At 38.1% G+C, this 26599-nt stretch carries 19 protein-coding genes, 3 tRNA genes, 1 pseudogene and 1 other annotated feature (1 of these 24 cut by a window edge); of the genes and pseudogenes, 19 read left to right on the top strand and 4 right to left on the bottom strand.

From position 1 onward, the window contains the following. Nucleotides 1–41, top strand: a sequence feature (ribosomal protein L10 leader region); it begins 97 nt to the left of the window's first position. 31 nt (nucleotides 42–72) lie between these two features. The 10 genes and pseudogenes from rplJ (at nucleotide 73) to HMPREF3116_RS06240 (ending at nucleotide 9842) form a co-directional block, all read left to right on the top strand. Further along, the gene (rplJ, locus tag HMPREF3116_RS06290) at nucleotides 73–576 is read left to right on the top strand and encodes a 50S ribosomal protein L10 (protein ID WP_070468456.1); all 504 of its coding nucleotides are present in this window, start codon (nucleotides 73–75) and stop codon (nucleotides 574–576) included. Between the two features lie 56 nt (nucleotides 577–632). Further along, complete coding sequence (gene rplL / locus HMPREF3116_RS06285; protein WP_070468454.1) at nucleotides 633–1001, top strand: 50S ribosomal protein L7/L12; 369 nt, start codon at nucleotides 633–635, stop codon at nucleotides 999–1001. Nucleotides 1002–1240: 239 nt separating this feature from the next. Further along, nucleotides 1241–2176, top strand: a complete 936-nt coding sequence (locus tag HMPREF3116_RS06280) for a metal ABC transporter solute-binding protein, Zn/Mn family (protein ID WP_070468452.1) — start codon at nucleotides 1241–1243, stop codon at nucleotides 2174–2176. A gap of 43 nt (nucleotides 2177–2219) precedes the next feature. After that, nucleotides 2220–2957, top strand: a complete 738-nt coding sequence (locus HMPREF3116_RS06275) for a metal ABC transporter ATP-binding protein (protein WP_102199115.1) — start codon at nucleotides 2220–2222, stop codon at nucleotides 2955–2957. Then, entirely contained in the window at nucleotides 2893–3855 is a 963-nt protein-coding gene (locus tag HMPREF3116_RS06270; RefSeq protein WP_246819059.1) for a metal ABC transporter permease, read from the top strand. The genes HMPREF3116_RS06275 and HMPREF3116_RS06270 overlap by 65 nt, the downstream gene beginning before the upstream one ends. Beyond that, nucleotides 3855–4712 (top strand): metal ABC transporter permease, encoded by an 858-nt coding sequence (locus HMPREF3116_RS06265; RefSeq protein WP_070468446.1) that lies wholly within the window; start codon nucleotides 3855–3857, stop codon nucleotides 4710–4712. The genes HMPREF3116_RS06270 and HMPREF3116_RS06265 overlap by 1 nt, the downstream gene beginning before the upstream one ends. Nucleotides 4713–4867: 155 nt before the next feature. Next, nucleotides 4868–5488, top strand: a complete 621-nt coding sequence (locus tag HMPREF3116_RS06260; RefSeq protein ID WP_070468444.1) for a class I SAM-dependent methyltransferase — start codon at nucleotides 4868–4870, stop codon at nucleotides 5486–5488. Between the two features lie 286 nt (nucleotides 5489–5774). Then, entirely contained in the window at nucleotides 5775–7040 is a 1266-nt protein-coding gene (locus HMPREF3116_RS06255; protein ID WP_070468442.1) for a quaternary amine ABC transporter ATP-binding protein, read from the top strand. Next, nucleotides 7033–8809, top strand: a pseudogene (locus tag HMPREF3116_RS09190) (ABC transporter permease/substrate binding protein). Before HMPREF3116_RS06255 ends, HMPREF3116_RS09190 begins: the two are co-directional and overlap by 8 nt. A gap of 163 nt (nucleotides 8810–8972) precedes the next feature. Beyond that, nucleotides 8973–9842 (top strand): glycine betaine ABC transporter substrate-binding protein, encoded by an 870-nt coding sequence (locus tag HMPREF3116_RS06240; RefSeq protein ID WP_070468436.1) that lies wholly within the window; start codon nucleotides 8973–8975, stop codon nucleotides 9840–9842. Nucleotides 9843–9904: 62 nt separating this feature from the next. Here the strand turns inward: HMPREF3116_RS06240 and HMPREF3116_RS06235 are convergent, their stop codons facing one another. Next, the gene (locus HMPREF3116_RS06235) at nucleotides 9905–11002 is read right to left on the bottom strand and encodes a PfkB family carbohydrate kinase (RefSeq protein ID WP_070468434.1); all 1098 of its coding nucleotides are present in this window, start codon (nucleotides 11000–11002) and stop codon (nucleotides 9905–9907) included. Between the two features lie 184 nt (nucleotides 11003–11186). Here HMPREF3116_RS06235 and HMPREF3116_RS06230 point away from each other — a divergent pair, with 184 nt between their 5' ends. Genes HMPREF3116_RS06230 through HMPREF3116_RS06215 form a run of 4 tightly spaced genes read left to right on the top strand, consistent with a single transcriptional unit; the run spans nucleotide 11187 to nucleotide 15270 of the window. Further along, nucleotides 11187–12137, top strand: a complete 951-nt coding sequence (locus HMPREF3116_RS06230; RefSeq protein ID WP_070468432.1) for a PfkB family carbohydrate kinase — start codon at nucleotides 11187–11189, stop codon at nucleotides 12135–12137. Nucleotides 12138–12156: 19 nt separating this feature from the next. After that, a complete protein-coding gene (locus HMPREF3116_RS06225; protein WP_070468430.1) occupies nucleotides 12157–12849 on the top strand; it encodes a phosphoribosylanthranilate isomerase in 693 nt (230 codons plus the stop codon). Between the two features lie 16 nt (nucleotides 12850–12865). Continuing rightward, nucleotides 12866–14023: an iron-containing alcohol dehydrogenase gene (locus HMPREF3116_RS06220; protein ID WP_070468428.1), complete on the top strand. Its 1158-nt coding sequence runs from the start codon at nucleotides 12866–12868 to the stop codon at nucleotides 14021–14023. Nucleotides 14024–14025: 2 nt separating this feature from the next. Then, nucleotides 14026–15270 carry a NupC/NupG family nucleoside CNT transporter gene (locus tag HMPREF3116_RS06215; protein ID WP_070468426.1) on the top strand — a complete coding sequence of 415 codons (1245 nt, stop codon included), beginning with the start codon at nucleotides 14026–14028 and terminating at the stop codon, nucleotides 15268–15270. A gap of 107 nt (nucleotides 15271–15377) precedes the next feature. On the opposite strand, the gene HMPREF3116_RS06210 is transcribed toward HMPREF3116_RS06215, so the two are convergent. Beyond that, entirely contained in the window at nucleotides 15378–16742 is a 1365-nt protein-coding gene (locus HMPREF3116_RS06210) for an FAD-dependent oxidoreductase (protein WP_070468424.1), read from the bottom strand. Between the two features lie 446 nt (nucleotides 16743–17188). Here HMPREF3116_RS06210 and rpoB point away from each other — a divergent pair, with 446 nt between their 5' ends. Continuing rightward, on the top strand, nucleotides 17189–20770 hold the full coding sequence (gene rpoB / locus HMPREF3116_RS06205) for a DNA-directed RNA polymerase subunit beta (protein ID WP_070468422.1): 3582 nt from the start codon (nucleotides 17189–17191) through the stop codon (nucleotides 20768–20770). 32 nt (nucleotides 20771–20802) lie between these two features. Then, entirely contained in the window at nucleotides 20803–24459 is a 3657-nt protein-coding gene (rpoC, locus tag HMPREF3116_RS06200) for a DNA-directed RNA polymerase subunit beta' (protein WP_070468420.1), read from the top strand. A 102-nt stretch (nucleotides 24460–24561) separates the two neighbouring features. On the opposite strand, the gene HMPREF3116_RS06195 is transcribed toward rpoC, so the two are convergent. Both HMPREF3116_RS06195 and HMPREF3116_RS06190 read right to left on the bottom strand, forming a co-directional pair. Then, nucleotides 24562–25353, bottom strand: coding sequence for a hypothetical protein (locus HMPREF3116_RS06195; protein ID WP_070468418.1), 792 nt, complete (start codon nucleotides 25351–25353; stop codon nucleotides 24562–24564). 31 nt (nucleotides 25354–25384) lie between these two features. Continuing rightward, nucleotides 25385–26101, bottom strand: coding sequence for a prepilin peptidase (locus HMPREF3116_RS06190; RefSeq protein ID WP_070468416.1), 717 nt, complete (start codon nucleotides 26099–26101; stop codon nucleotides 25385–25387). Between the two features lie 144 nt (nucleotides 26102–26245). Here HMPREF3116_RS06190 and HMPREF3116_RS06185 point away from each other — a divergent pair. The 3 genes from HMPREF3116_RS06185 (at nucleotide 26246) to HMPREF3116_RS06175 (ending at nucleotide 26494) form a co-directional block, all read left to right on the top strand. Continuing rightward, nucleotides 26246–26321 (top strand) — tRNA-Val (locus HMPREF3116_RS06185). Between the two features lies 1 nt (nucleotide 26322). Continuing rightward, nucleotides 26323–26395, top strand: a tRNA-Lys gene (locus tag HMPREF3116_RS06180). 26 nt (nucleotides 26396–26421) lie between these two features. Further along, a tRNA-Thr gene (locus HMPREF3116_RS06175) sits at nucleotides 26422–26494 on the top strand. The last annotated feature ends 105 nt before the right edge of the window (nucleotides 26495–26599 follow it).

The raw sequence follows: 26599 nt of genomic DNA, 5'->3' as shown, positions 1-26599 counted from the left end.
CCTCTATGTCTTCAGTGACATAGAGTTTTTTTATTAAAAAACTCTAAGAAAATCAGTGGAGGTGAAATATAAGTGAGTGAACAAGCAATTGCTAAAAAACAACAAGAAGTAAACGAAGTCGTTGAGAAAATGAACGCTGCGAATTCTTTAGTTGTGGTTGACTACTTAGGATTATCAGTAGGAGAAGTGACTGAATTACGTAAACAATTACGTGAAGCAGGCGTTGAGTTTAAAGTTATCAAAAACACAATCATGCGTCGTGCTTTAGATTCTCAAGACTTTGACTATCATGAAGAAGTTTTCCAAGGCCCTACAGCTGTTGCGTTTGGTATGGAAGACGCAGTTGCCCCAGCTAAGATTCTTTCAGATTTTGCTAAAAAAGCAGAAGCATTAGAACTTAAAGGTGGTATCTTAGAAGGTAAAATACTTTCTAAAGAAGAAATTCAACAAATTGCGAAATTGCCAAACCGCGAAGGTCTACTTTCAATGCTATTATCAGTATTGCAAGCTCCTGTCCGCAACGTGGCATATGCTGTCAAAGCTGTTGCAGATGCAAAAGAAGAAGACGCAGCGTAATTTATTATCAATTTAATCATACAAAACAAACTATTTAAAAACGGAGGAATTTTATAATGGCTTTAAACATTGAACAAATTATTGCTGATTTAAAAGAATCAACAATTTTAGAATTAGCTGACTTAGTATCAGCAATTGAAGAAGAATTTGGCGTATCTGCTGCTGCTCCTGTAGCTGCTGCTGGTGCTGCTGCTGGTGAAGCTGCTGAAGAGAAAACTGAATTTGACGTAGAATTAACTTCTGCTGGTTCAGCTAAGATCAAAGTAATCAAGGCTGTACGTGAAGCTACTGGTTTAGGCTTGAAAGAAGCTAAAGCATTAGTAGACGGCGCTCCAGCGGTTGTTAAAGAAGCATTACCTGCTGAAGAAGCAGAAGCTTTAAAAGCTGCTATCGAAGAAGCTGGCGGTACTGCAGAAGTAAAATAATCTTTAATAGATTATCTTATAATGAAGATAGAGAAGTTCGGATATTCCGAACTTCTCTTTTTTTATATTTTTAGCCATATTCTAGTTTAGAGTATGGCTTTTTATTTTTACAGAAATAATGACATAAATTAGACTGGACTTTTTCTTAGTTTTAGGTTAAACTAAAAATATAATTATATTAAGCCAAGGGGAGAACGGCAAGATACCCCTTAAATCTAAAAAAGGAGTGAGCAAATTAAATGAAGAAAATTTGGCAAATATTAAGTGTAATGGCTGTGGCACTTGTTTTAGGCGCTTGTGCAGGCAAGGGAGAGTCAGCAACTGATGTAAGTGATACTACTGATGATAAACCTGTGGTAACAGTATCTACTTCTTTTTTACGGGATATGGTTGAAGAATTGGCTGGCGACCAAGTGACGATTGAAACGATTATTCCAGCTGGAGAGGATCCCCATGGTTATCTTGCACGTCCTGAGGATTTGAAGAAAATTCAGGAGGCTGATTTAGTTTTATACCATGGTTTGCATTTGGAGGCACAAATGGTTAAGGCCTTGGAAACAACTGGAGTTGCGGTAACTAAAGATTTTACCGATGAAGATTTAATGATGGTTGATCAAGATGGGGAAAGTGAAGTCGATCCGCACTTCTGGTTTGATATATCACTATATCAAAAGGCCGTTGATACAGTAGCTGATGAGTTGGTGAAGCTAACTGATGATGAATCTATTAGTGATAAGGCATCTGCTTATAAGGATGAATTAACAGCGTTAGATACATGGGCTCAAGCTGAGATTGAATCGATTCCTGAAGAACAACGTTACCTGATCACCCCGCATGATGCCTTTAACTATTTCTCAAACCGTTATGGTATAGATGTAGTGGCACCACAAGGGATTTCAACACAATCTGAGGCTTCCAATGCAGATATTTCAGCCATTGCGAACTTTATTGTAGAAAATCAAGTACCTGCAATTTTTGCAGAATCAACTACAGACCCAGCGCGTATGCAACGTATCCAAGAGGCGGTAAGTGCTAAAGGAAGTGAAGTAGCGGTTGTTTCAGGTGATGGACAAGAGTTGTTCTCTGACTCACTTGCGAGTGAAGGTCAAGAAGGCGATAACTATATTGATATGTTTAAACATAATGTGAACTTGATTGTGTCTAACCTTAAATAAGATAGCGTGTGTTGAATGAAGTGATGAGAGGATGATAGATGAGATGTCAGCAATGATTAATGTAGAGGATTTGGCCATGTCTTATGATGACCAATTAGTATTAGAAGATATCAACTTAGCAATTCCAGCTAATTCAAAGACGGCAATTATTGGGCCCAATGGTGCTGGTAAGTCTACTTTGTTAAATTGTATGCTTGATTTTTTGAAGCCACTAAAAGGAAAGGTAACCTTTAACGGTAAAATATATAAAGACTATTATAAGATGATAGCCTATGTGCCGCAATCATCTTCAGTAAATTGGGATTTTCCAACTACTGTTTTAGATGTGGTTTTAATGGGGCGATATGTATATCAAGGTTTCTTCAAAAAGGCTAGCCAATCAGATAAAGATAGGGCGCTTGAAGCTTTAGCTAGCGTGAATATGACCGACTATGCAGATCGTCAAATTGCGCAACTTTCTGGGGGACAAAGGCAACGGGTTTTCTTAGCCCGTGCTATCTGTCAAGATGCAGATATTTACTTTTTAGATGAACCAATGAAGGGTATTGATATCAAAACAGAAAAACTATTCAAAGAAATTATTAACCAATTTCAACGTGATGGTAAAACCATTGTCATCGTCCATCATGATTTGGCTACTGTTCGCGAATATTTTGACCATGTGATTTTGTTGAATAGGACGATTATTGGCCAAGGCCCGGTAGAAGAGACCTTTAATGAAAGCAATATTAGCATGGCTTACGATCAAAGGATTGGTGAAATTTATGGACATATTCACTGATTTCTCCTTTCAAATTGTTTTACTTGGAACGGTTGTCCTAGCAATGGCTTCTGGAGTTGTGGGTACCGTCACTGTGTTAAGAGGACAAAGTTTAATTGGAGACGCGATTGGCCATGCTACTTTTTCTGGTATAGTGATCGCTTTTATGCTCTTTCAGTCAAAGAATACCCTAATCCTTACACTAGGGGCTTTAATCGCAGGGATGGTAGCTTTTTATTTTATTGAGTTGATTCATAAGCATTCCTTTATAAGCTTGAACTCAGCCCTAGCTTTAGTCTTATCTTCCTTCTTTGGATTAGGTATGACTTTGAAGTCGTATATCCAGGGAAACCCACAGTTTACTGACGCATCGCAAGCGGGACTGCAACACTATATATTTGGTCAGGCAGCCTTTTTATTGAAATCAGATGTGTGGTTAATTATCTTTGCTTCTTTAATTGCTTTAACCATCTTGATCATCTGTTATCAACAAATTAAAATTTTTGTTTTTGATCCAAATTATGCTCAGGCAATTGGTATTCGGGCGAATATCTTGAATTGGTTCATTCTATTAATGGCGATTGTGATGATTGTTGTAGGTCTTAAAGCGGTTGGTGCCATATTGATCTCTAATATGTTGATAACGCCTGCTATTACTGGCTTACAATGGTCAAAACGATTCCCGGTGGTCTTGCTGGTAGCTGCACTATCAGGCGGTATATCAGCTGGTATAGGCACTTACTTGTCCTCCATAATTCCTAATCTGCCTACTGGTCCGGTGATTATTGTTGTGATGTCTATTGTATCCTTACTGTCTGTTATTTTAGGACCGAGAGGGTATGTGATGACCTACTTCAGAAAGAGACGGTATCTATCTGGTCATCGAGGCGATGGAATAGATGCAGAGGAGGTGGCATAATGGGCGCTTTATCAATTGTAATGGTCACCGCTGTTTCCTGTGCTTTACTTGGTGTGTTCCTTATTTTGAAGGATATGGCAATGGTTGCCGATGCCTTGTCTCATACAGTTTTACTAGGAATTGTACTTGGTTATTTTATCGCTGGTGATTTAGATTCACCTATTCTATTTGTGGGGGCCTCCCTCTTTGGGGTCGTGACCGTCTATGCCATTGAATATGTCGTCAATAAGTTCGCCATTCAAAATGATGCAGCGACTGGATTGGTCTTTACTTTACTTTTTGCTATTGGTATTATCTTGATTTCTAAGGATGCACGAGATGTTCATTTAGATGTTGATGTGGTCTTGAGCGGGGAGGTTATATTTGCTGCTTTAAATACAAGGAATATTTTGGGTTTTGAAGTGCCAATTTCCTTTGTTGATATGTTTGTGCTGTTGTTAATCAACATTACCTTTGTAGCAATGACTTATCAACAACTAAAAGTGAGTATTTTTGACCCCGTATATGCGAAATCAATCGGTGTAGCAGTAGGCTTGCTGAACCTAGCCCTTATGACTTTAGTATCTATTACTACGGTTGTGGCTTTTGATACAGTCGGTGCGATCTTGGTGATTTCATTAATGGTCGCCCCTGCCTTGAGTGCGCATTTATTATCAAAACGATTAATGACGATGTTGTTAGTTGCTGTTTTGTATGGCGTGATCAATAGTTTAATTGGTTATTATGTGGCGATTTGCTTTAATGTATCGATTTCTGGTACTATCGCATTTACCGCCTTTGTGACCTTCCTATTAACCTTTTTATTTGCACCGAATGGTCTAATAGGTAAACGAATGAAATATCATGCACACAGGTGAATAATGAATGTATCTATCTATCAAACGTCTTATGTGCCTTTAGGATTAGCATAAGGCGTTTTTGTATCTATACTAGATTTCCTTAAACTTAGCTACTTGTTCTAGGGACAGTCAACCTATAAAATGAAGGTAACGATATAGAACGGAGGGTGTTCATGAAAGAGAGTCATCAGTACTTCGAGAATAATGAAGATCTTGGACACGATTTTAAGCAATACGATACCGTAATTTTTGAGCGAGATTTTACCTTCAAAACAGACTCAGGTGTTTTTTCTAGGGATAATTTAGATTTTGGGACACGTGTCATGTTGGAGGCGTTAGATCTAGATCATTTAGCACCGGGCGACTTACTTGATTTAGGGGCGGGCTATGGTCCTGTTGGTGTAATTATGGGAACGATGTTACCGGATCGGACTATTTATGGGGTAGATATCTCAGAGCGGGCAATTGGTCTAGCTAAAGAGAATGCAGCTTATAACAAGGTAGCGAATGTTGCTTTTTCAGTATCGAATGCTTATGAAGCGATTGAAAAAAGAGATTTCGGGGTTATCCTGACCAATCCACCTGTCCGCGCTGGTAAAGAAGTAGTACATCATTTTATGAGTGAAGCCATACATTATCTAAAGCCAGGTGGCGAACTTTACGTTGTTTTACAGAAGAAACAAGGGGCACCTTCAGCTATGAAAAAAATGGCAGAGGTATTTGGCAATGTAGAGGAAATTGAGCGACGTAAAGGTTACTGGATTTTAAAGAGCGTAAAAGAAAAGGAATCATAATTTAAGATAAGCGTTACATCCTCTGGGTGTAATGCTTTTTTATACCTAAAAATAATATTTTAGATAGAACAATGATTGTACTTTTTTGAGTTTGTGAATTAAAGCCCTTCCATATTTAGTCTAAAGGAGGTATAGGAATTTAATATAAAATGATTTATTCTCTAAAAACCTGTCAAATCAACCTTTTTAGGAAGCCTTTTTTGAAAACTTTGTCTGTAAATGGTACGGTAAAATGGTGAGTTTCGTTGTATTTTGTAATAAAGTGTCAAAATAAAGGAGGATTATGATGACAACCGCAGTAAAAATTGAAAATTTAACAAAAATTTACGGGAGTCGCTCTCAGACAGAAAAAGCGAAAAAATTATTAAATGAAGGAAAGTCTAAAGAGGAAATCGTACAACAAACAGGTGCAACAGTTGGGGTTGACAATGCCAGTCTAGATATCAAACAAGGTGAAACATTTGTGATCATGGGATTATCTGGTTCAGGTAAATCAACTATGCTACGCATGATCAATCGTTTGATCGAACCAACAGCGGGTAACATCACTATCTTAGGTGATGACGTGACAGGTGCTAATAAAGAAGAACTACGTGAAATCAGACGTAAAAAGGTAAGTATGGTATTCCAAAGCTTCGCCTTATTCCCACATAAAACAATTCTTGAAAATACAGAATTCGGGTTGGAGATTCAAGGCGTCGGCAAAGAAGAACGCCAAAAAGCTGCTGAAAAAGCACTTGAAAACTCAGGGTTATTAACATTCAAAGACCAGTATCCAAATCAATTATCAGGTGGTATGCAACAACGTGTAGGTCTTGCGCGTGCCTTAGCAAATGATCCAGAAATTTTACTAATGGATGAAGCCTTCTCAGCGCTTGACCCATTAATTCGTCGCGACATGCAAGATGAATTGGTTGATTTACAAGAACGCGTAAATAAAACCATCGTATTCATTACCCATGACTTGGATGAAGCCTTAAGAATTGGTGACCGTATTGCTTTAATGAAAGACGGAGAAGTTGTTCAAGTAGGTACTGGTGAAGAAATTTTAACTAACCCAGCCAATGACTATGTTGAACGTTTCGTAGAAAGTGTTGATCGTTCTAAAGTCCTTACAGCTGAACACGCAATGACGCGCCCTAAAGTCTTACTAAATGTTGAGCGCCACGGTGCTAGAATGGCCTTACACCGTATGGAAGAAGAGGACTACACTTTCCTAATGGTGGTAAACAACAAACGTGAATTATTAGGTTATGTTCGTGATACGGATGTTGCGAAAATGATCAAAAACAATCAAAACAAAGAATACTTATCTGTTGAATCTATTATTCGTACAGACCACCCAACAGTTCACCCAGAAACATCTATTAATGAAATTTATGATGTAATGGGGAATGCGTTTATGCCAATTTCAGTAGTAGATGAAGAAAACCATTTGTTGGGTCTAATTAGCTCTAAGATGGTCATCAATAGTTTAGCGCATGATACTGACAATGGTGATAACGGAGAAGATACAACAAAAGTAGAAGAGGAGGAAGAATTGAATGTTTAATTTAGCGATGTATCCAATTCCACAACTGCCAGTTGCGGATTGGGTTGAAGCAGCAACAAACTGGTTAACCATCACATTATCAGGTCTTTTTGGTGCCATCCAAAACGGTGGTACGGCCTTTATGAACGGTATTACCAACTTACTATTATTAATTCCGCCATTTGCTTTCATTTTAATAGTAGCAGTGATTGCTTACTTTGCTAGTAAGAAACAATTATCACTATCAGCCTTTGCATTAGTTGGTTTAGGGTATATCTTAAACCAAGGTTTATGGTCAGAATTAATGAATACAGTAACATTGGTACTTGTATCTAGTGTGATTTCAATTATTATTGGTGTACCTTTAGGAATTTGGTCAGCGAAAAATAAAACTGTCCACAATATCTTGAAACCTATTCTAGATTTCATGCAGACAATGCCAGCCTTTGTATACTTGATTCCAGCCGTTGCTTTCTTTGGTATTGGTATCGTACCAGGTACCTTTGCGTCAGTTATCTTTGCGTTACCACCAACAGTACGATTCACTGAACTAGGTATTAAACAAATTTCTACTGAGTTAGTAGAAGCAGCAGATGCCTTTGGTTCAACTGGTAAACAAAAATTATTCAAAGTGGAATTACCTTTAGCTAAATCTACTATCATGGCTGGTGTAAACCAAACAGTTATGCTTGCGTTATCTATGGTTGTTACAGCGTCAATGATTGGTGCGCCTGGTCTAGGTCGTCAAGTCTTAACCGCTCTACAACGTGCATCAGTAGGTTCAGGATTTGTGTCAGGTCTAGCAATTGTTATCTTAGCAATCTTGATTGACCGCTTAACAAACCGTTTAACATCTGATAAAAATAGCTAGTTTAAAGAAAGGAGAATCCATTTTGAAGAAAAAACTTAAGGGTATCTGGATTGCAGTCGTTGCAATCTTAGGATTAATTCTTACTTTCGGAAGCGCTGATGCTTACAAAACCAACGTCTTTAATCTTGTTTCTGGTGAAAGCAAAGGCAATATTACCTTGTCTTACGTAACTTGGGATACTGAAATTGCTTCTACAAATGTAATCGCAGAGGTTTTACGTCAAGCAGGCTATACGGTAGAAACGACGCCATTAGATAATGCCATTATGTGGTCATCAGTTGCAACAAATGAAGCAGATGCGATGGTTGGTGCTTGGTTACCAAATACACATGCACCACAGTATGAACAATACGGTGACCAAATGGAAGATTTAGGTCCTAACTTAGAAGGTGCAATCACAGGGTTAACAGTACCAACTTATATGGAAGATGTGAATTCAATTGAAGACCTTAGTGATGAAGCGAACCAAACGATTACAGGAATTGAGCCTGGTGCTGGTGTAGTGGCAGCTGCTGAAGATGCAGTTGGTACTTATAGTAACTTACAAGGTTGGACTGTTCAAACATCATCTTCAGGTGCCATGACAACTGAACTAGGTACATCTATTGCCAGCGAAGACGACATCGTTATTACTGGTTGGTCTCCACACTGGATGTTCCAAGAGTATGACTTGAAGTACTTAGAAGATCCAAAAGGTGTCTTTGGTGAAGGAGAAACAATCAACACAATGGTTCGTCAAGGTCTACAAGATGATATGCCAGAAGCTTACCAAATTTTAGATAATTTCTATTGGGAAGTCGCAGATATGGAATCTGTAATGGCAGAAATCAATAAAGGAGCAGATCCACAAACTGCAGCCCAAGCTTGGATTGAAGAGAACCAAGAAACAGTTGATCAATGGTTAGCTGTTGAAGAATAATTGAATAAAAGCTTTGACACAATACTGTTCATAACCTTTAATGAACAATAACGTCTCAACAAGCTTATAACAGGAGTGAGGCACTATTAGCCCCTCCTGTTTTTTTATAAAAGTAAGTCGTCGAATATTGCCACTAAAGAAGATTATTTTCGGGAGTGTAAAAATGTTTAAGAAAATTAGTTTAGGCGTAGCAATTATTGTTGGGTTATTATTTACCTTTGGCAGTGAAGATTCGTATAAAACAACTGTAGGCTCAAGTGCTGGGGGTCAAACAGTGAATCTAGCAACTGTGAATTGGGAATCTGAAATAGCCTCAACAACTGTTTTAGCGCAAGTGCTTGAAGAAGCAGGATTTAATGTACAAATCACAACAGTAGACCCAGCCGTTATGTGGAGTTCCGTTGCTGAAGGGCAAGCAGATGCTATGGTTGGTGGTTGGGTGCCAGTTACGCATCAAGCCTATGCGGATGAATATGGTGATTCAATGGTTGATTTAGGAGCTAACTTAGATGGTGCTATGTCTTCATTAACCGTTCCAGCCCATATGGAAGATGTCAATTCAATTGAAGATCTTACGGATGAAGATGGCGCCACTATAACAGCGATAGAGCCAGGCGCAGGTGTTTCAGTTAATGCCCAAAATGCTGTTAAAGAGTATGATAACCTATCTGGTTGGAATGTTTCTGTTAGTTCAACAGGTGCCATGATTGCTGAATTAGAACAAGCAATTAATAATGAAGAGGAAATAGTTGTTACCGGATGGAAACCACACTGGATGTTTATGGATTATGACCTTAAAATGCTTGAAGATCCAAATAATGTCTTTGGTGGTTCTGAGGAAATTCATTCATATGTACGAGAAGGTTTCAAGGAAGATAATCCAGAGGCTTATAAAATTATTGATAACTTCTACTGGGAAGTTGAAGATATGTCTTCTGTTATGGAAGAATTAGCAACAGATGTAGAACCAGAAGAAGCAGCAGATAATTGGATTGAAGCTAATCGTGAAACAGTTGATGGTTGGTTAGAATAAAATTTCTTCTATATATATAGAAAACAGGCAGGTAGATTAATTGGATCCACCTGCCTGTTTTTTTATCCAAAAAGAGTTCTTTTCAATTTATATAGTTCGATAGGACTCAGTTTCTCGTTTACATTATTAGGAGACGATAGGTTTAAGATAGAGCTTGTATATGCGAGTAGTAAAGCATCTTTTAGTGCCCATTTTTTCATTTTAGCCCAAACATAGGTGCTGGTGAAAGCTGCGTGTGAGCCGTTGACGGTTTCTATATGGTTTATTTTAATAGGTTTTTGTCGGATAAATTGGCCTTCTGAGTGTACATAGCATAGTATGCCTTTGAGATAATCATATAAAATAATTGTTTCGATGCCCTTAGCTCCTAGAAATTTCATTCCTTCTTTTATAGTTAAGGGTTGATTAGTGGAATCATTTAGTAAAACAACAAATTCTTCCTCCGTTGTAACTAGAGTATCGATCTTCATTTGCGAACTAAGAATTGTTGAATTTTTTAGGTTAGTAGTTGTTTTAACAACTAAAGGGATAGATAGGTGGTTATATAACCACTTAAAACAATCTTTTGAAAGGTTGGTGTCAACCAGGCAATGGTCAGAATGATTAATGATTTCATATCTAGCGTCGAGAAAATCACTGGTGATATATTGATATATTTCCATATCATCTACACCTAACAATCGTCTGCCTTCATAATCTTCTATATACATGTAAGAACTAGTGCTTATATCCTCTATTTTTTGGGAATAAGACATATCAATGTCGTGCTCTTTTGAGTCTACAATAACTTGATTACCATCTGCATCATTTCCATAAACTGTGATGAAATAGTTATCTGCATGTAATTTTGTTAAATTAGCAGCCATGTTATGGCCTGCGCCTCCGATAGCTGTATGAATTTTTCCAGGGTTAGAATTTTTATCGGTTATTTTTTGATGTGATCGTCCTATGTAATCTACATTCACTCCTCCTATGATAGAAACATATCCAGGTTTGGATATGAAATACCCTCTACCTTCTATATGACCCTCGCTAATTAATTTACGAATGATGGAAGCTACGCCAGAACGAGATAAACCAATTTCCTTTGCGATCTCTTCCTGACTGATAAAAGGATTAATAGCAATTAATGATAGTACTTCTTCTTCATTACGTGTCATGTTGACCTCCTTAGATGTAATTGAGAGAGAATTTCAACAAAAGTTTGTTAACAATAACTTTTTAGATAGTTTGTGAGTGTTTTCTCTTATATTATAAACAAATGTTGTCAGAAAATGAAACCGTTAACAAAAATAAAACTTATCATAGTATATTTAGATCACAGAAAGATAGGAGGAGTAAAAAATGGGACTTGAAAAATACGTAGTTGTAATTGGCGGATTAAATATGGACATCGCAGGGATCTCTGGACCAGTTTATCATGAACGTGACTCAAATATTGGTAAAGTGTTTCTTAGTCCGGGTGGCGTAGGGCGAAATATTGCACATAATTTAGTGAACCTTGAAGTTCCTATCTATTTAATTACATCATATGGTGATGATGACTTTGGATTATTACTTGAAAAAAGTTGTAATGAATTAAACATTAAATTAGATTATGCAGAAAAATTAGACCACGCAAATAGTTCAACGTATCTCTACGTTACAGATGATGAAGGAGATATGGTAACAGGTGTGAATGATATGGGAATCGTTGATTGTATCACACCGGCATTCTTACAAGATAAATTAGATGTGATTAATGAAGCGGAAGTTGTTGTATTTGATGCTAACTTATCTAAAGAAACACTAGAGTGGCTAGGAGACAATGTTACTGCGCCAATCTTTGTTGATCCAGTTTCAGTTTCCAAAGCAGATAGAGTTCAAAGTATTCTGGATAAGATCGATACGATTAAACCAAATGAACATGAGATTGAATTATATACAGGCGTTAAAGTGTTTGATTTAGAGAAAGCTAAAGAGGCTGCGTGCAAATTAATTGATTTAGGCCCTAAGCATGTCTATTTATCACTGGGTTCTAAAGGTATGGTCGTAGCAGATAAAACGCAAAAACCAACTTTTGTACCAGTGATTCCGACAGAGGTTGTTAGTGCTAATGGTGCGGGAGATTGCTCTATGGCTACATTAGTATGGGCCCGGTTCCACTATGGCGATATTCTATCTGTAGAAGAGGTTTCCCAATTAGCCCAAGCAGCATCTAGCATCACACTACAAACTGAAAGTTCAGTTTCAGATGAATTATCTATTCGTTCAGTTGTCCGTCACGCACAATCATACGAAACTATTTCGTATTAATACAAAAGGAGATTATACAATGTTAAAACAATTATATTCAATTATTACTTATGAAGAAGCAGTTCAAACAATCGATGCAGGCGCAGACCATATTGGTTTAGTACCTATGCAAGATGGTGGCGTACCTGCTCACCGTGTAGAACATGATTTAGTGGATAAGATTTTTGATAAGTGTAGAGAACGAGGCGTAAAAACAGTTGCGATTATGTTGAACCGTGATGGTCAAGAAATTATCGATGTTTGTCAACGAGTGAAACCTGATATTGTACATTTTGCAGGTATGGATTTTACATGTGACGAAGATTTTGCAGCGAAAGTCCGTGAAGCATGTCCTGGTATCGAAATTATGCAAGCTGTTTTAGTGGATGGGCCTGGCGCTTTAGAGAGAGCAATTGAGTATAGTAAATTTGCTGACTGGATCCTTACAGATACTGGATTAGCACCGGATACTGGAATTGGTGCATCAGGTGAAACGCATGACTGGGATATTGATAAGGCGATTGTTGAAGCTGTTGATATACCGGTAATTATGGCAGGTGGTTTAGGACCAGATAATGTTGAGGAAGCCATTCGTCACGTTAGACCTGCTGGCGTAGATTCACTATCTAAAACATCAATCAAATATGATGGCGGACATATGGAAAAAGATATTGAGAAAGTTCGTTTATTCTGTGAAAGAGCAGATAAAGCAGCAGCTGAATTGGGACTATAAAAAGGAGCGGTTTTATATGAATTATAAAATGATTCAAAGTGTAAATATTCTAACTACAGACAACTTTGTAGAAGATGCTGTTGGTGTGCTTCAGGAAGGGGGCTATTCAAAGCCGTTAATTGTTACCGATGAATTTATGGCGGGAACTGATTTAATGAAAGCATTTCTGAACAAAATCACTGATGCGGGATTGCAATACTATATTTTTGATTCAGTAAAACCGGACCCTGTTATATCAACAGTTGATAATGGATACGAAGTTTACGCTGGAGAAAGTTGCGATGCAGTCTTTGCTATTGGTGGCGGTAGTGTATTAGATGTTGCTCGTGGGATTAACATCTTAGCACATAATGGTGGAAAAATTATTTCTTATATAGAAGGAAAAGCAGTAAAACATTCCCCAGGGCTAATCTCAGTACCTACCACATCTGGAACAGGTAGTGAGTTGTCTAATGCGGTGGTCTTAACTGATCCAGAAACTGATTCAAAACATACAATTTTAGCTGATGGTGCCAAGAGTGAAGTGGCGATATTAGCGCCAGAGTGGGTACTTACACTACCATTGGGTCAAACGATAGCAACAGGACTAGATGCATTTTCACATGCAGCTGAAGCTTATACATCCAAACTAGCAACACCAGTTAATGATGCGATTTGTGAAAAAGTAATGTTTATCATTGTCAACTACTTACCTAAAATTATTGAAAATCCAACTGATAAATTAGCAAGATCGAAGATGCAAGTTGCAGCAGCTTTAGGTGGATGGGCTATCAATAATGGGGGTACTCACATTGGGCATTCAATTGCACATATTACCGGTGCAGAATTCCATGTACCTCATGGTATGATGTGTGCTTATGCGTTGCCTGCGGCATTAAAATATGTTTCGGGTGTCCAAACTCGGAAAGTGAAAGAAATTGGACAAATTTTGAGACTAACATTTAATGGTGATGAAGATGCTAATCAAATTGGGGATTTAGTGTCGAAAGCTTATATTCATTTCAGAGATGTAACTTTAGGAATGCAGCCAATTTCTAAATTCAATATTGATAAAGAAGTATTTATTAATCTTTCGTCAGAAGTTGTTAAAGAACGTTTTGCATCAAATACGCCGTTACCCTTAGATGAAGAAGTTGTAAGAAGGTTAATGACAGAGATTATTGAGGGTGAATAATTATGGGAATTATCAGAAACATCATTGGTGTTATATTGATTTTGGCAATTGCTTATTTTGCATCTTGGGATAGAAAAGAAATCAAAAATCGCTTAGTAAATATTGGCGTAATGTTTGTTTTGATGTTTATTGTGGCATTCGTATCTTTACGTACAACATTTGGTATTTCCTTATTGAAAGGAATTTCAAATGCCTTTGCATGGTTGAATGTACAAGCACAAGGAGGCATTAATTTCGTTTTTGGTGGCATTATGTTTGAAGAAGGCGCTAGCGTATTCTTCTTTAACGTATTATTACCAATTGTATTCTTCTCTGCTTTAATTGGTATTTTAGATTATTTAAAAATCTTACCTTTTATTATGAAATGGGTAGGTTGGGCAATTAATAAAATTACTGGTGTTGGAGAGTTAGAAAGCCAGTATTCTATTATGACTACAATGATTGGACAACCGACTGCATATATGACTATTAAAGACCAGATTTTAGCAATGAGTGGGAAGAGATTATTTACATTTCTAATGACCTCTACCTCAACAGTTGCAGCATCTACCCTGGCTGCATATATGGAGATGATTCCTGGTGAATATGTTGTAGTTGCAGTATTTCTAAATATTTTTGCAACATTCATTATTTCTAGTTTCATTAATCCGTACGACACGGAAATAGAAAATAAACATATGGAAGAAAAAATGAATGAAAATAAACCTATTGAGATTGAGAGTATTTCAGAGGTTGAAGAAGAAAAAGAAATGAAGCCTAACTTTATTTCTGTAATTAGTGATTATATTTCTAATGGTTGGGGATTAGCAATCGCTGTAGCAGCTACCTTAGTAGGGTTTGTAGCGATTATTACATTCTTGAATAATGGACTAGATGCATTAATAGGTGTTACATTTACAGAGATTGTTGGCTACATTTTCTCACCAATTGCATTTGCTATTGGCGTACCAAGCGTAGATATTGTAGAAGTTGGTTCTATAATGGCACAAAAACTATTTACCAATGAGTTTGTGGCCTTAGCTGAGGTAGGTAACTTAACTGGTGTTATCTCAGAAAAATCTTTAGCGATGATTTCAGTATATTGTATGAGCTTTGCTAACTTGGGTACTTTAGGTATTGTTACTGGTGGTATCAAGGCTATTAGTGAAGAAAAGGCAGAAATTGTTGGTGGTTATTTGGGTAAACTATTGCTAGGTGCAACGTTATCATCATTACTTGTAGCGGCGATAGTAGGTATGTTCTTTTAACTTTGATAAAATAGGATAGAAACAGTAACAGGCAGGTAGATTAATTGGATCCACCTGCCTGTTTATTTATTATAAAGGATGTTATATCTCTTTAGTGAAATGTTCGATTAGAAAATCATTGTGTCTGCACCGTATGGTTGACCTTGTGCTTCTTGTGCTAAGACATTTAAGAAGTTCCAAGGACGGTTGAATTCTGGTTGGAAGAAGAAATCAGCTTGTGCTAATTGGTCAACAGTCCATTCCGCTTCAATTGCTACAGAAACTGCGTTAATCGCTTGAAGAATGTCGTAAGTTGACATTAGCTGTGCCCCTAAGATGCGACCGTTATCAGCGTCATAATGAAGTTTCATTAATACTTTTTCTTCATCATGCATAAATGAAGGACGGATTAAGTCTTCTTTATATACAGATTTTACGTTTCCTTGGTAAGTGTTTGCGTTAGCGTCCTTGATACCAGTAGTAGCGAATTTGTAGTCAAATACTGCAAGACCTGAGGTACCGTTTACGCGGCCAATTTTAGCTTCTGTATCACCACTTGCATGACGAGCCATGATAACACCTTGGCGACGAGCGTTAGTTGCTAAAGCAATGTAAGCTTTGTCGTTTGTTGGTGCGAAAGGAATCGCAGTAGCATCCCCAGCAGCATAAACATCTTTAACTGATGTTTCCATATGGTCATTTACTTCTATGAATCCACGGCTATCAAGTGCTAGCGTATTTTCTAACCACTTAGTGTTTGGTCTAACACCTACACTAATCACAACTGTATCAGCTTCGTAAGTTCCTTTGTCTGTAACAACAGCAGTTACTTCGTTGTTTTCGTTAACTTTAAATTCTTTGACACCTTCACCAGTTTTAATCTTCATACCTTTGTCTTCCATATGTTTTGTTAGAAGATCAGTGAATTCACTATCAAGGTAAGTTGGTAAGATTGAATCAACGAAGTCAACAACTGTAACATCAATACCAGCTTGTGCATAAGCAGTCGCTACTTCGATACCGATGTAGCCGGCACCAACGACAACGGCTTTTTTAGCTGAAGCCATACGTTTTTTCACTTTATCTGCCCAGTCTCTACCACGTAAGTAGAAGATGTTTTCGTGTTGGTCATCTACATTAGGGATGGTTCCTGGTACGCCACCTGGAGAAAGCAATAGTTTATCGTAACTTTCTGTGGCTTCTTCACCATTAGCGTTACGTGTTGTAATTTCCTTAGTCTCAGGGTTGATTGCAATCACACTTGTATTCATGCGGATATCAACGCCTTGTTCTTTGTATGATGCTTCATTTGCATAATGTAATTCATCTAAAGATTTTGAAATGTCTTCTAGATAGGATTGAATACCACATGATAAGAATGAAGCGGTAGAACCAGCTTCGAACACAACGATCTCTGCATTTGTGTCTGCTTTTAATAGTGTTTGTACAGCTTCGAAACCTGCATGTGAAGTTCCTACTATAACGTATTTCATTCGTATTACCTCCAAAGGACTATATTTGTTGTAAGCATCATTTGCTTACGGGCTTCATTATACGCCTAATTGTGAAAAAAATCTAAAATTTGCATATTTGACAATTTTTTCTTACTTTTAGAAACAATTATGTACAAAATAGTACATATAGTGTTTTTTAGTTTGATTTTTATAAAATCTGGGCAACGAATCTTTAACTAACATAAATGATTGACAATCTAAGGGAAAGGTGTATAATAGAGACTGTATATTATTAATTGGATTGGAACGTTCCGAAATATTGTCCGGGCGCGTTTCTAGGCGACAACAAAAGATACTGGCAGGGAAGTCAAATCATCTTTTGTTATTTTTTTGCCCATTTTTAGGGTAAAAAGGCCTTAATGAGTAATTTCTTACCAAATTCTCATTAAATTCTAACAGTTTAAATTTCGGAGAGGTGGCTTTTAATGACTGGGCATAATGTCAATTTCGGTAAACATCGCGTTCGCCGCAGTTACTCACGTATTAATGAAGTGCTAGAATTGCCAAATTTGATTGAAATCCAAACGGACTCATATAAATGGTTCTTGGATCAAGGGATGAAAGAAATGTTTGAAGACATTTCTCCTATTGAAGATCATGCTGGTAAATTAGCCTTAGAATTTGTTGATTATTCATTTAAAGAAGCTAAATATACCTTAGCTGAAGCACGTGCGCAGGACACAAACTACTCAGCGCCAATTTATGTTAAATTGCGTCTAATGAATAAAGAAACTGGAGAAATCAAGGATCAAGAAGTTTTCTTTGGTGATTTCCCACTAATGACTGACGGTGGTACGTTTATCATCAACGGTGCGGAACGTGTAATTGTTTCTCAATTAGTGCGTTCTCCAGGTGTCTACTATCATGACAAATTAGACAAAAATGGACGACAATCATTCGGAACTACTGTAATCCCTAACCGTGGTGCATGGTTAGAGATGGAAACAGATGCGAAAAATATCTCATATGTACGTATTGACCGTACACGTAAAGTGCCAATGTCAGTATTGGTACGCGCTTTAGGTTTCTCTTCTGATGACCAAATTCGCGAAATCTTTGGAGAAAGCGAAACTTTAGAACTAACCTTAGAGAAAGATGTACATAAAGACCTATCTGATTCTCGTACAGAAGAAGCTTTAAAAGAAATTTACGAACGTCTACGTCCAGGTGAACCAAAGACAGCAGAATCTTCTCGTAACTTACTAACTGCTCGTTTCTTTGACCCACGTCGCTATGACTTAGCAGCAGTTGGTCGTTATAAAGTAAATAAAAAATTAGATATAAAAAACCGCTTATTCAACCAAATCTTGGCTGAAACTTTAGTTGACCCAGAAACTGGTGAAATCTTAGCGGATAAAGGTACTGAATTAAACCGTGAGGTAATGGACAAATTAGCACCATATTTTGACAATGGTTTAAATGTGACGACGTTGTATCCAAATGATGATGCTGTACTGACAGAACCTGTAGACGTACAAATCATTAAAATCCAAGCACCAAAAGATGCTGACCGTACCATCAATGTCATCGGTAACGCTAGCCCAGGTAAAGAAGCTCGCGCTTTAACGATTGCTGATGTATTGGCTTCATTAAACTACTTCTTAGGTTTATATGAAGGTATTGGTAAGACGGATGACATCGACCACTTAGGTAACCGTCGTATCCGTTCAGTTGGTGAATTGTTACAAAACCAATTCCGTATCGGTTTATCTCGTATGGAACGTGTGGTTCGTGAACGTATGTCTATTCAAGATATTGAAAAAGTAACACCACAACAATTAATCAACATTCGTCCTGTTGTAGCATCAATTAAAGAATTCTTTGGCTCTTCTCAATTGTCGCAATTCATGGACCAAACAAACCCATTAGGTGAGTTGACACACAAACGTCGTCTATCAGCCTTAGGACCTGGTGGTTTGACACGTGACCGTGCTGGATATGAAGTTCGTGACGTTCACTACTCTCACTATGGCCGTATGTGTCCGATTGAAACACCTGAGGGACCAAATATCGGGTTGATCAACAACTTGGCATCATATGCGAAAATTAATGAATTTGGTTTTATTGAAACACCATATCGCCGTGTAGATTGGAATACACATAAAGTAACAGACCGTATCGACTACTTAACAGCTGATGAAGAAGATAATTTTGTTATCGCTCAAGGGAACTCTATCTTGAACGAAGACGGTTCATTTGCTGAAGACGTGGTAATGGCGCGTTATGTTGAAGAGAATATCGAAGTGAAACCTGAGCGTGTAGATTACATGGACGTTTCACCTAAGCAAGTAGTGTCTGTTGCAACAGCATCCATTCCTTTCTTGGAAAACGATGACTCTAACCGTGCCTTAATGGGTGCTAACATGCAACGTCAAGCTGTACCATTGTTACAACCACATGCACCACTAGTTGGTACTGGTATGGAACATAAAGCAGCAGCTGACTCAGGCGCTGCAGTCGTTGCTGAGTACGATGGTGTTGTAGAATACGTTGATGCACGTGAAATCCGTGTACGTCGTGAAGATGGTGCTTTAGACAAGTACCCATTAATCAAATACCACCGTTCAAATGCCTCAGCATCATATAACCAAACACCTAACGTGATTCTTGGAGAAAACGTAACTGCGGGAGAAATCCTAGCAAACGGTCCTTCAATGGAGAAAGGGGAAATGGCTTTAGGTCAAAACCCGCTAATCGCCTTCATGACTTGGGATGGTTATAACTATGAGGATGCGGTTATCATGTCTGAGCGTTTAGTTAAAGACGATGTCTACACTTCTATTCATATTGATGAATTAGAATCCGAAGCGCGAGATACTAAATTAGGACCTGAAGAAATTACTCGTGAGATTCCTAACGTTGGTGAAGACGCATTGCGTAATCTTGATGAACGTGGAATCATCCGTATCGGGGCAGAAGTTAAAGATGGAGATATCTTAGTTGGTAAAGTAACGCCTAAAGGTGTAACTGAATTATCAGCAGAAGAGCACTTATTACACGCGATTTTCGGTGAAAAAGCACGTGAAGTTCGAGATACATCATTACGCGTACCGCACGGTGGTGGTGGTATCGTTAACGATGTGAAAGTCTTCTACCGTGAAAACGGCGACGAATTATCACCAGGTGTTTCTATGTTAGTTCGTGTATATATTATCCAAAAACGTAAGATTCAAGTTGGGGATAAAATGGCTGGACGTCATGGTAACAAAGGGGTTGTGTCTCGTATCTTACCTCAAGAAGACATGCCTTACATGCCTGACGGTACACCAGTTGATATTATGTTAAACCCTCTAGGGGTACCTTCTCGTATGAATATCGGACAAGTATTAGAATTGCACTTAGGTATGGCAGCTCGTGAAATGGGCATTCATATTGCAACACCAGTATTTGATGGTGCAAACGAAGAAGACGTATGGGAAACAATCAAAGAAGCGGGTATGGCAAGTGATGCTAAAACTGTTCTTTATGATGGTCGTACAGGTGAACCGTTCGACAACCGTGTTTCTGTAGGGGTTATGTACTACTTAAAACTGTCTCATATGGTCGACGACAAATTACATGCACGTTCTACAGGACCTTATTCACTTGTTACACAACAACCATTGGGTGGTAAAGCTCAATTCGGTGGTCAAAGATTTGGTGAGATGGAGGTTTGGGCACTAGAAGCATACGGTGCGGCATATACATTACAAGAAATTCTGACTTACAAGTCAGATGACGTTGTAGGACGTGTACAAACATACGAAGCTATCGTTAAAGGTGAACCAATTCCAAAACCAGGTGTACCAGAATCATTCCGTGTATTGGTTAAAGAATTGCAATCATTAGGTCTAGACATTGAAGTACTAGACTCTGATAAGAAAGCAGTAGATTTACGTGACATGGATGAAATAACACCAGGATTCCCTAAAAAAGATCAAGAAAACACAGAGAACACAGTTGGTGCAGATGCAACTGTTGAATCACAAGTAAGTGAAATTACTGCACAAAAACAAGTAAATGAATAGTTTGGGCGAATTAGATAAGGGAGGTTGGCCCCTTGGTAGATGTAAATAGATTTGAAAGCATGCGTATCGGGTTGGCTTCACCAGATAAGATCAGATCTTGGTCTTATGGTGAGGTTAAGAAACCCGAAACCATCAACTACCGTACACTTAAATCAGAAAAAGAAGGTCTATTCGATGAAAGAATTTTTGGACCTTCTAAAGATTGGGAATGTTCTTGTGGTAAATACAAGGGTGTTCGCTATGCTGGTGTTGTTTGTGACCGTTGTGGCGTTGAAGTTACACGTTCTAAAGTACGTCGTGAACGTATGGGTCACATTGAATTAGCAACACCTGTAACACATATTTGGTACTTCAAAGGTATCCCATCTCGTATGGGCTTGATGTTAGACATGAGCCCACGTTCTCTTGAAGAAGTAATTTACTTTGCTTCATATGTTGTAACTGATGCAGGTGATACACCATTAGATTACAAACAATTGCTATCTGAAAAAGAATACCGCGATAATAAACGTGAGTATGGTGAAGGCTTCAAAGCAGCAATGGGTGCTGATGCAATCAAGACCTTGTTATCACAAGTTCAAATTGATAGCGAAGTTGCTGAATTAAAAGAAGAATTGAAAACAGCCAAAGGTCAAAAGCGTACACGTGCAATCCGTCGTTTAGACGTTTTAGATGCTTTCCGTAAATCTGGTAACGACCCATCTTGGATGGTTATGGATGTTATTCCAGTTATCCCACCAGAACTACGTCCGATGGTTCAGTTAGATGGTGGCCGTTTCGCTACTTCTGACTTGAATGATTTATACCGCCGTGTAATTAATCGTAACAACCGTTTGAAACGTCTATTAGACTTAAATGCACCAAATATTATCGTGCAAAACGAAAAACGTATGTTACAAGAAGCAGTGGATGCCTTATTTGATAACGGTCGCCGTGGCCGTCCAGTTACTGGTCCAGGTAATCGTCCGTTGAAATCATTGTCACACATGCTTAAAGGTAAACAAGGACGTTTCCGTCAAAACTTACTTGGTAAACGTGTAGACTACTCTGGTCGTTCTGTAATTGTTGTGGGTCCATCATTGAAGATGTATCAAGCTGGTTTACCAAAAGAAATGGCCCTTGAATTATTCAAACCATTCTTAATGCGTGAATTGGTAGCCCGTGATATGGCGATTAATGTGAAACATGCTAAACGTAAGATTGAGCACCAGGATGAAGATGTATGGGACGTTTTAGGTGAAATTATTCGTGAACACCCAGTTCTATTAAACCGTGCACCTACCTTACACCGTTTAGGTATCCAAGCCTTTGAGCCAGTATTGGTTGAAGGTAAAGCGATTCGTCTTCACCCACTTGTGTGTGAAGCTTATAATGCCGACTTCGATGGTGACCAAATGGCCGTCCATTTACCGTTAGGTGAAGAAGCGCAAGCAGAAGCACGCTTATTAATGCTAGCTGCTACGCATATTTTGAACCCTAAAGATGGACAACCGGTTGTTACACCATCTCAAGATATGGTTTTAGGTAACTACTACCTTACAATGGAAGAACCTGAAGTAATAGGTGAAGGTATGTTAATATCTTCAATTAATGAAGCACATATTGCTTATACTAACGGTTATGTACAATTACATACACGTGTTGCTTTCCCAACAGATGCTTTACCTAAAAAACCTTGGACTGAAAACCAAAAAGGTAAATTGATGGTGACAACAATTGGTAAATTATTCTTTAACGAAATTATGCCAGAAGAGTTCCCATACATTAATGAACCAACAACTGAAAACTTAGAATCATCTCTATCAGATAAGTTTATTATGGAACCAGGTACAGATGTGAAAGAGTTTATCAGTCGTCAAGATATGGTTTCACCATTCAAGAAAAAATACTTAGCACGTATCATCGCACAAGTATTTAAAGTATCTAAGATTACTGAAACTTCAATTATCTTAGATAAAATGAAAGATTTAGGTTTCAAATTCTCTACACGTTCTGGTATTACTGTAGGAGTGGCAGATATTACAAACCTTGAATCTAAAGCGGAAATAATCCAAAAAGGACATGACCGAGTAGACAAGATTACAAAACAATATCGTCGTGGTTTGATTACAGATGACGAACGTTATGATCAAGTTATCGATACTTGGAATAAAGTAAAAGATGACATCCAAGTAGCCTTAATGCAATCACTTGATCAAGATAACCCATTCTTCATCATGTCCGATTCAGGTGCTCGTGGTAACATCTCTAACTTTACGCAACTTGCGGGTATGCGTGGTTTGATGGCCGGACCTAATGGTAAGATCATTGAGTTACCTATCTTGTCTAACTTCCGTGAAGGTCTAACCGTGCAAGAAATGTTTATCTCAACTCACGGTGCTCGTAAAGGTATGACCGATACGGCCCTTAAGACAGCCGACTCAGGTTACTTGACTCGTCGTCTTGTAGACGTTGCACAAGATGTCATCATTCGTGAAGCAGATTGTGGTACTGACCGTGGTTTAGCGATTGAAGCAATTAAGAATGGTAACGAAGTAATTGAATCACTTGAAGAACGTGTGACTGGTCGTTACTTACAAAAAGAAGTACGTCATCCAGAAACAGGCGAAATTATTGCACACCACAACGAATTAGTTGATGAACAAACTGCTCGTCGTATCGTTGAAGCTGGTGTTGAGCAAGTAACAATTCGTTCAGCGTTTACATGTAATACTCGCCATGGTGTATGTAAACATTGTTATGGACGCGACCTATCTACTAACCAAGAGGTAGAAGTAGGGGAAGCAGTCGGAACAATTGCAGCGCAATCTATTGGTGAACCAGGTACACAGTTAACAATGCGTACGTTCCATACTGGTGGAGTTGCCGGTGATGATATCACTCAAGGTTTACCTCGTATTCAAGAGATTGTTGAAGCACGTCATCCAAAAGGTCGTGCGGTCATTACAGAAGTTGCTGGTGAAATTGAAGCAATTGAAGAAGATGAAGCAAGCCGTACGAAAACAGTATTTGTTAAGGGTATGACGGACTCTCGTGAGTATAAAGTGCCTTACACAGCGCGTATGAGTGTAGCTGAGGGCGATACTGTTTATCGTGGTCAACAATTGACAGAAGGTTCAATCGATCCTAAAGATTTACTACGTGTAACGAACACACTAACTGTTGAAACGTACATGTTAGATGAAGTTCAACGTGTATACCGCTCTCAAGGGGTAGACATCAACGATAAACACGTGGAAGTTATGGTTCGTCAAATGTTACGTAAAGTACGTGTTCTTGACCCAGGTTCAACAGACTTGTTACCAGGTAAATTAATGGATACAGCCGACTTTACAGATGCCAACGCTGAAGCAATCCGTTCAGGTGAACTACCTGCAACTGCTCGCCCAGTATTATTAGGTATTACTAAAGCTGCCTTAGAAACAAACAGTTTCCTATCTGCAGCTTCATTCCAAGAAACAACTAAAGTCTTAACTGACGCAGCAATTCGTGGTAAAGAAGACCACTTACTTGGATTAAAAGAAAATGTTATTATCGGTAAGATCATCCCTGCAGGTACAGGTATGTCTCGCTACCGTGATATGGAACCGAAAAAAATTGGTGATACACAACAATTAATCTACGGAGAAGAAGCAGACGTAGATACTGAAATTACGCCAATTGACTACTCAAGAATTCAAGAAAACTAATTTTCTATTAAACTGATCACATCCGAATATTCAGACGAGAAAGAACCCCAGACTTATGTTGAGTCTGGGGTTTTGTTCTATCGTAAATGAAAATATTACTGATTATTCAACAATAAATTCAACATATGCGCGGTCATCGAAGCTAATTTGACCAGGATTAACACCTTTAGAAGAAATAAACTGGTCTATTAAGTCGGGATCCTGTTGAATGATTTCCTGTAAATAATCTTCTGTTTCTTCAAAGGTTGGCAAGATTTCAGGGTAACCATCCGAGGTTAAAATAATGTTATCCCCAGTTTGAACGGGAATTACTGTGATTAAATCGAAGGGGATTTCTTGGCCATTTAGAATAGAATAGCCAAAACGGGTATCATTCCTGTTAGCGAAAGTATTAGCCGAAATTAAGTATGGCATAATGGCTTCTCGAGCTTCTCGGTGATGATTTGGGTGTATATGTAGGATAAGGGAACGGAAGTTACTCAAAATATCGTCAGAGACCTTAGGTTGGGTATATAGTTGGTCATTGACGCGAGCTTGGCAGTCGCCAATTAAATAAATTTGTTTGTAGAAATCTGAATATAAGACCATGGTAGCTTGTGGACCATGTTCAATTCGATTTAGTGGGAAATCCACATGTGCATAAAATTCATTTTCAAATGCTTGATTTACATCTTTAATGATGTCTTCGATAGATGTTTCACGATCTAGCGTAGCGAATAGATCCTTGATAATATTAGAAGCTATTTTTCCAGTTTTCATTCCTTTATATGTGAAATTTGTTTTGGAGGTTACGCCATCAATGACAGCGATGAAGTGATCATTGATAAATAGTGCATCCTCACATAAAGCTGGTTGATCAAATTTCCCTTGAATAAAAGTATGTTGAATCTGCATGACATCACCCTCATATGCTAAAGTTTGTTATCTACAGTATATAGAAAATGATGGGATAGGCAAAAAATAAATAAGGTAGGAAAGGAAGACCACTAGGAAGGTTATTATACTTTAGTTTTAAGTAAAAGATATGACAAATGGCCAAACCGCATGCACACATGAGTAAATACGGAAATGATAGTGGACCATGAAATAAGGCAAGGATTGTGAGTGTCTTAATATCTCCACCTCCTATACCTTGAGGAAGGAGGTAATTACACGTAATGAGCGTGGTGAATATTAATAAGGCGAAAATGCTATGTGTTAGAATCTCTAAATGCATATTTTGATAATGATAAATAATGACTAAGATGCATAAAATAATCTGGAAACGATCCGGTATGATTTGTAGTGCTAGGTCAGTGCTTGTCATCATGAGCAGAATAATGAAGGCTATAAAAATATAAATACTGTTTATATTAGAATGACCGCGAAAGAGTAGTAATGAAGATATGGCAAAGTAACCTTCACATAAGGGATAAGCGAATGGGATTGGTTGTTTGCAATGTGTGCATTTACCACCTATGATGATATAACCTAATAAAGGGATCAAAGCGATTGGTGAAATAGCTACTTGGCAATGGTCACATTTAGACCGCCCGAGTGTAAATGATTGTTGATAGACAGTTCTTGATCCGACCACCATAAAAAATGAAGCAAGGCTAGCAAAAAGGACCAATAAAATGGTATAATAGATGAACAATATCATTTTAAACCTCCTTACAATTTATATACGTATTTTTTCTAAAAATACGACAAAAAATAAATTTTTATAGAAATTGTATTGACAGTGTTTAAATCTGATGGTATTATTTAGTAGTTGTCTTTGATAGATAACAAAACAACAATTTATGGAGAATTAGCTCAGCTGGGAGAGCGTCTGCCTTACAAGCAGGATGTCGGGGGTTCGAACCCCTCATTCTCCACCATGACTCGTTAGCTCAGTCGGTAGAGCAACTGACTTTTAATCAGTGGGTCGTAGGTTCGATTCCTACACGGGTCATATTCATTTTTTGAATAAATATATACGCCGGCTTAGCTCAGTTGGTAGAGCATCTGATTTGTAATCAGAGGGTCGAGGGTTCAAGTCCTTTAGCCGGCATATATTAAAGAAACTCCTTCATCGAGAGATAGAGGAGTTTTTTTGGTGTCCACTGCTATTTTTCCTATAAAACGGCTCTTCGTCAAATCGGACTGATGAGAATAA

This window comes from Aerococcus sp. HMSC10H05 (assembly GCF_001806975.1).
GTDB classification, from domain to species: Bacteria; Bacillota; Bacilli; order Lactobacillales; family Aerococcaceae; genus Aerococcus; species Aerococcus viridans_B.
Note: the sequence above shows the minus strand (reverse complement) of the source record. Positions and strands in the feature narration are given on the sequence as shown.

What these genes read in the sequence shown, in the direction of transcription:
- HMPREF3116_RS06270 (WP_246819059.1), top strand. Translation starts at nt 2,893, where the DNA reads ATGAAAGCAATATTAGCATGGCTTACGATCAAAGGATTGGTGAAATTT.
- HMPREF3116_RS06210 (WP_070468424.1), bottom strand. Translation starts at nt 16,742, where the DNA reads ATGAAATACGTTATAGTAGGAACTTCACATGCAGGTTTCGAAGCTGTA.
- HMPREF3116_RS06260 (WP_070468444.1), top strand. Translation starts at nt 4,868, where the DNA reads ATGAAAGAGAGTCATCAGTACTTCGAGAATAATGAAGATCTTGGACAC.
- HMPREF3116_RS06220 (WP_070468428.1), top strand. Translation starts at nt 12,866, where the DNA reads ATGAATTATAAAATGATTCAAAGTGTAAATATTCTAACTACAGACAAC.
- HMPREF3116_RS06225 (WP_070468430.1), top strand. Translation starts at nt 12,157, where the DNA reads ATGTTAAAACAATTATATTCAATTATTACTTATGAAGAAGCAGTTCAA.
- HMPREF3116_RS06215 (WP_070468426.1), top strand. Translation starts at nt 14,026, where the DNA reads ATGGGAATTATCAGAAACATCATTGGTGTTATATTGATTTTGGCAATT.
- HMPREF3116_RS06265 (WP_070468446.1), top strand. Translation starts at nt 3,855, where the DNA reads ATGGGCGCTTTATCAATTGTAATGGTCACCGCTGTTTCCTGTGCTTTA.
- HMPREF3116_RS06190 (WP_070468416.1), bottom strand. Translation starts at nt 26,101, where the DNA reads ATGATATTGTTCATCTATTATACCATTTTATTGGTCCTTTTTGCTAGC.
- HMPREF3116_RS06230 (WP_070468432.1), top strand. Translation starts at nt 11,187, where the DNA reads ATGGGACTTGAAAAATACGTAGTTGTAATTGGCGGATTAAATATGGAC.
- HMPREF3116_RS06235 (WP_070468434.1), bottom strand. Translation starts at nt 11,002, where the DNA reads ATGACACGTAATGAAGAAGAAGTACTATCATTAATTGCTATTAATCCT.
- rpoB (WP_070468422.1), top strand. Translation starts at nt 17,189, where the DNA reads ATGACTGGGCATAATGTCAATTTCGGTAAACATCGCGTTCGCCGCAGT.
- HMPREF3116_RS06195 (WP_070468418.1), bottom strand. Translation starts at nt 25,353, where the DNA reads ATGCAGATTCAACATACTTTTATTCAAGGGAAATTTGATCAACCAGCT.
- rplL (WP_070468454.1), top strand. Translation starts at nt 633, where the DNA reads ATGGCTTTAAACATTGAACAAATTATTGCTGATTTAAAAGAATCAACA.
- HMPREF3116_RS06280 (WP_070468452.1), top strand. Translation starts at nt 1,241, where the DNA reads ATGAAGAAAATTTGGCAAATATTAAGTGTAATGGCTGTGGCACTTGTT.
- HMPREF3116_RS06255 (WP_070468442.1), top strand. Translation starts at nt 5,775, where the DNA reads ATGACAACCGCAGTAAAAATTGAAAATTTAACAAAAATTTACGGGAGT.
- HMPREF3116_RS06240 (WP_070468436.1), top strand. Translation starts at nt 8,973, where the DNA reads ATGTTTAAGAAAATTAGTTTAGGCGTAGCAATTATTGTTGGGTTATTA.
- HMPREF3116_RS06275 (WP_102199115.1), top strand. Translation starts at nt 2,220, where the DNA reads ATGTCAGCAATGATTAATGTAGAGGATTTGGCCATGTCTTATGATGAC.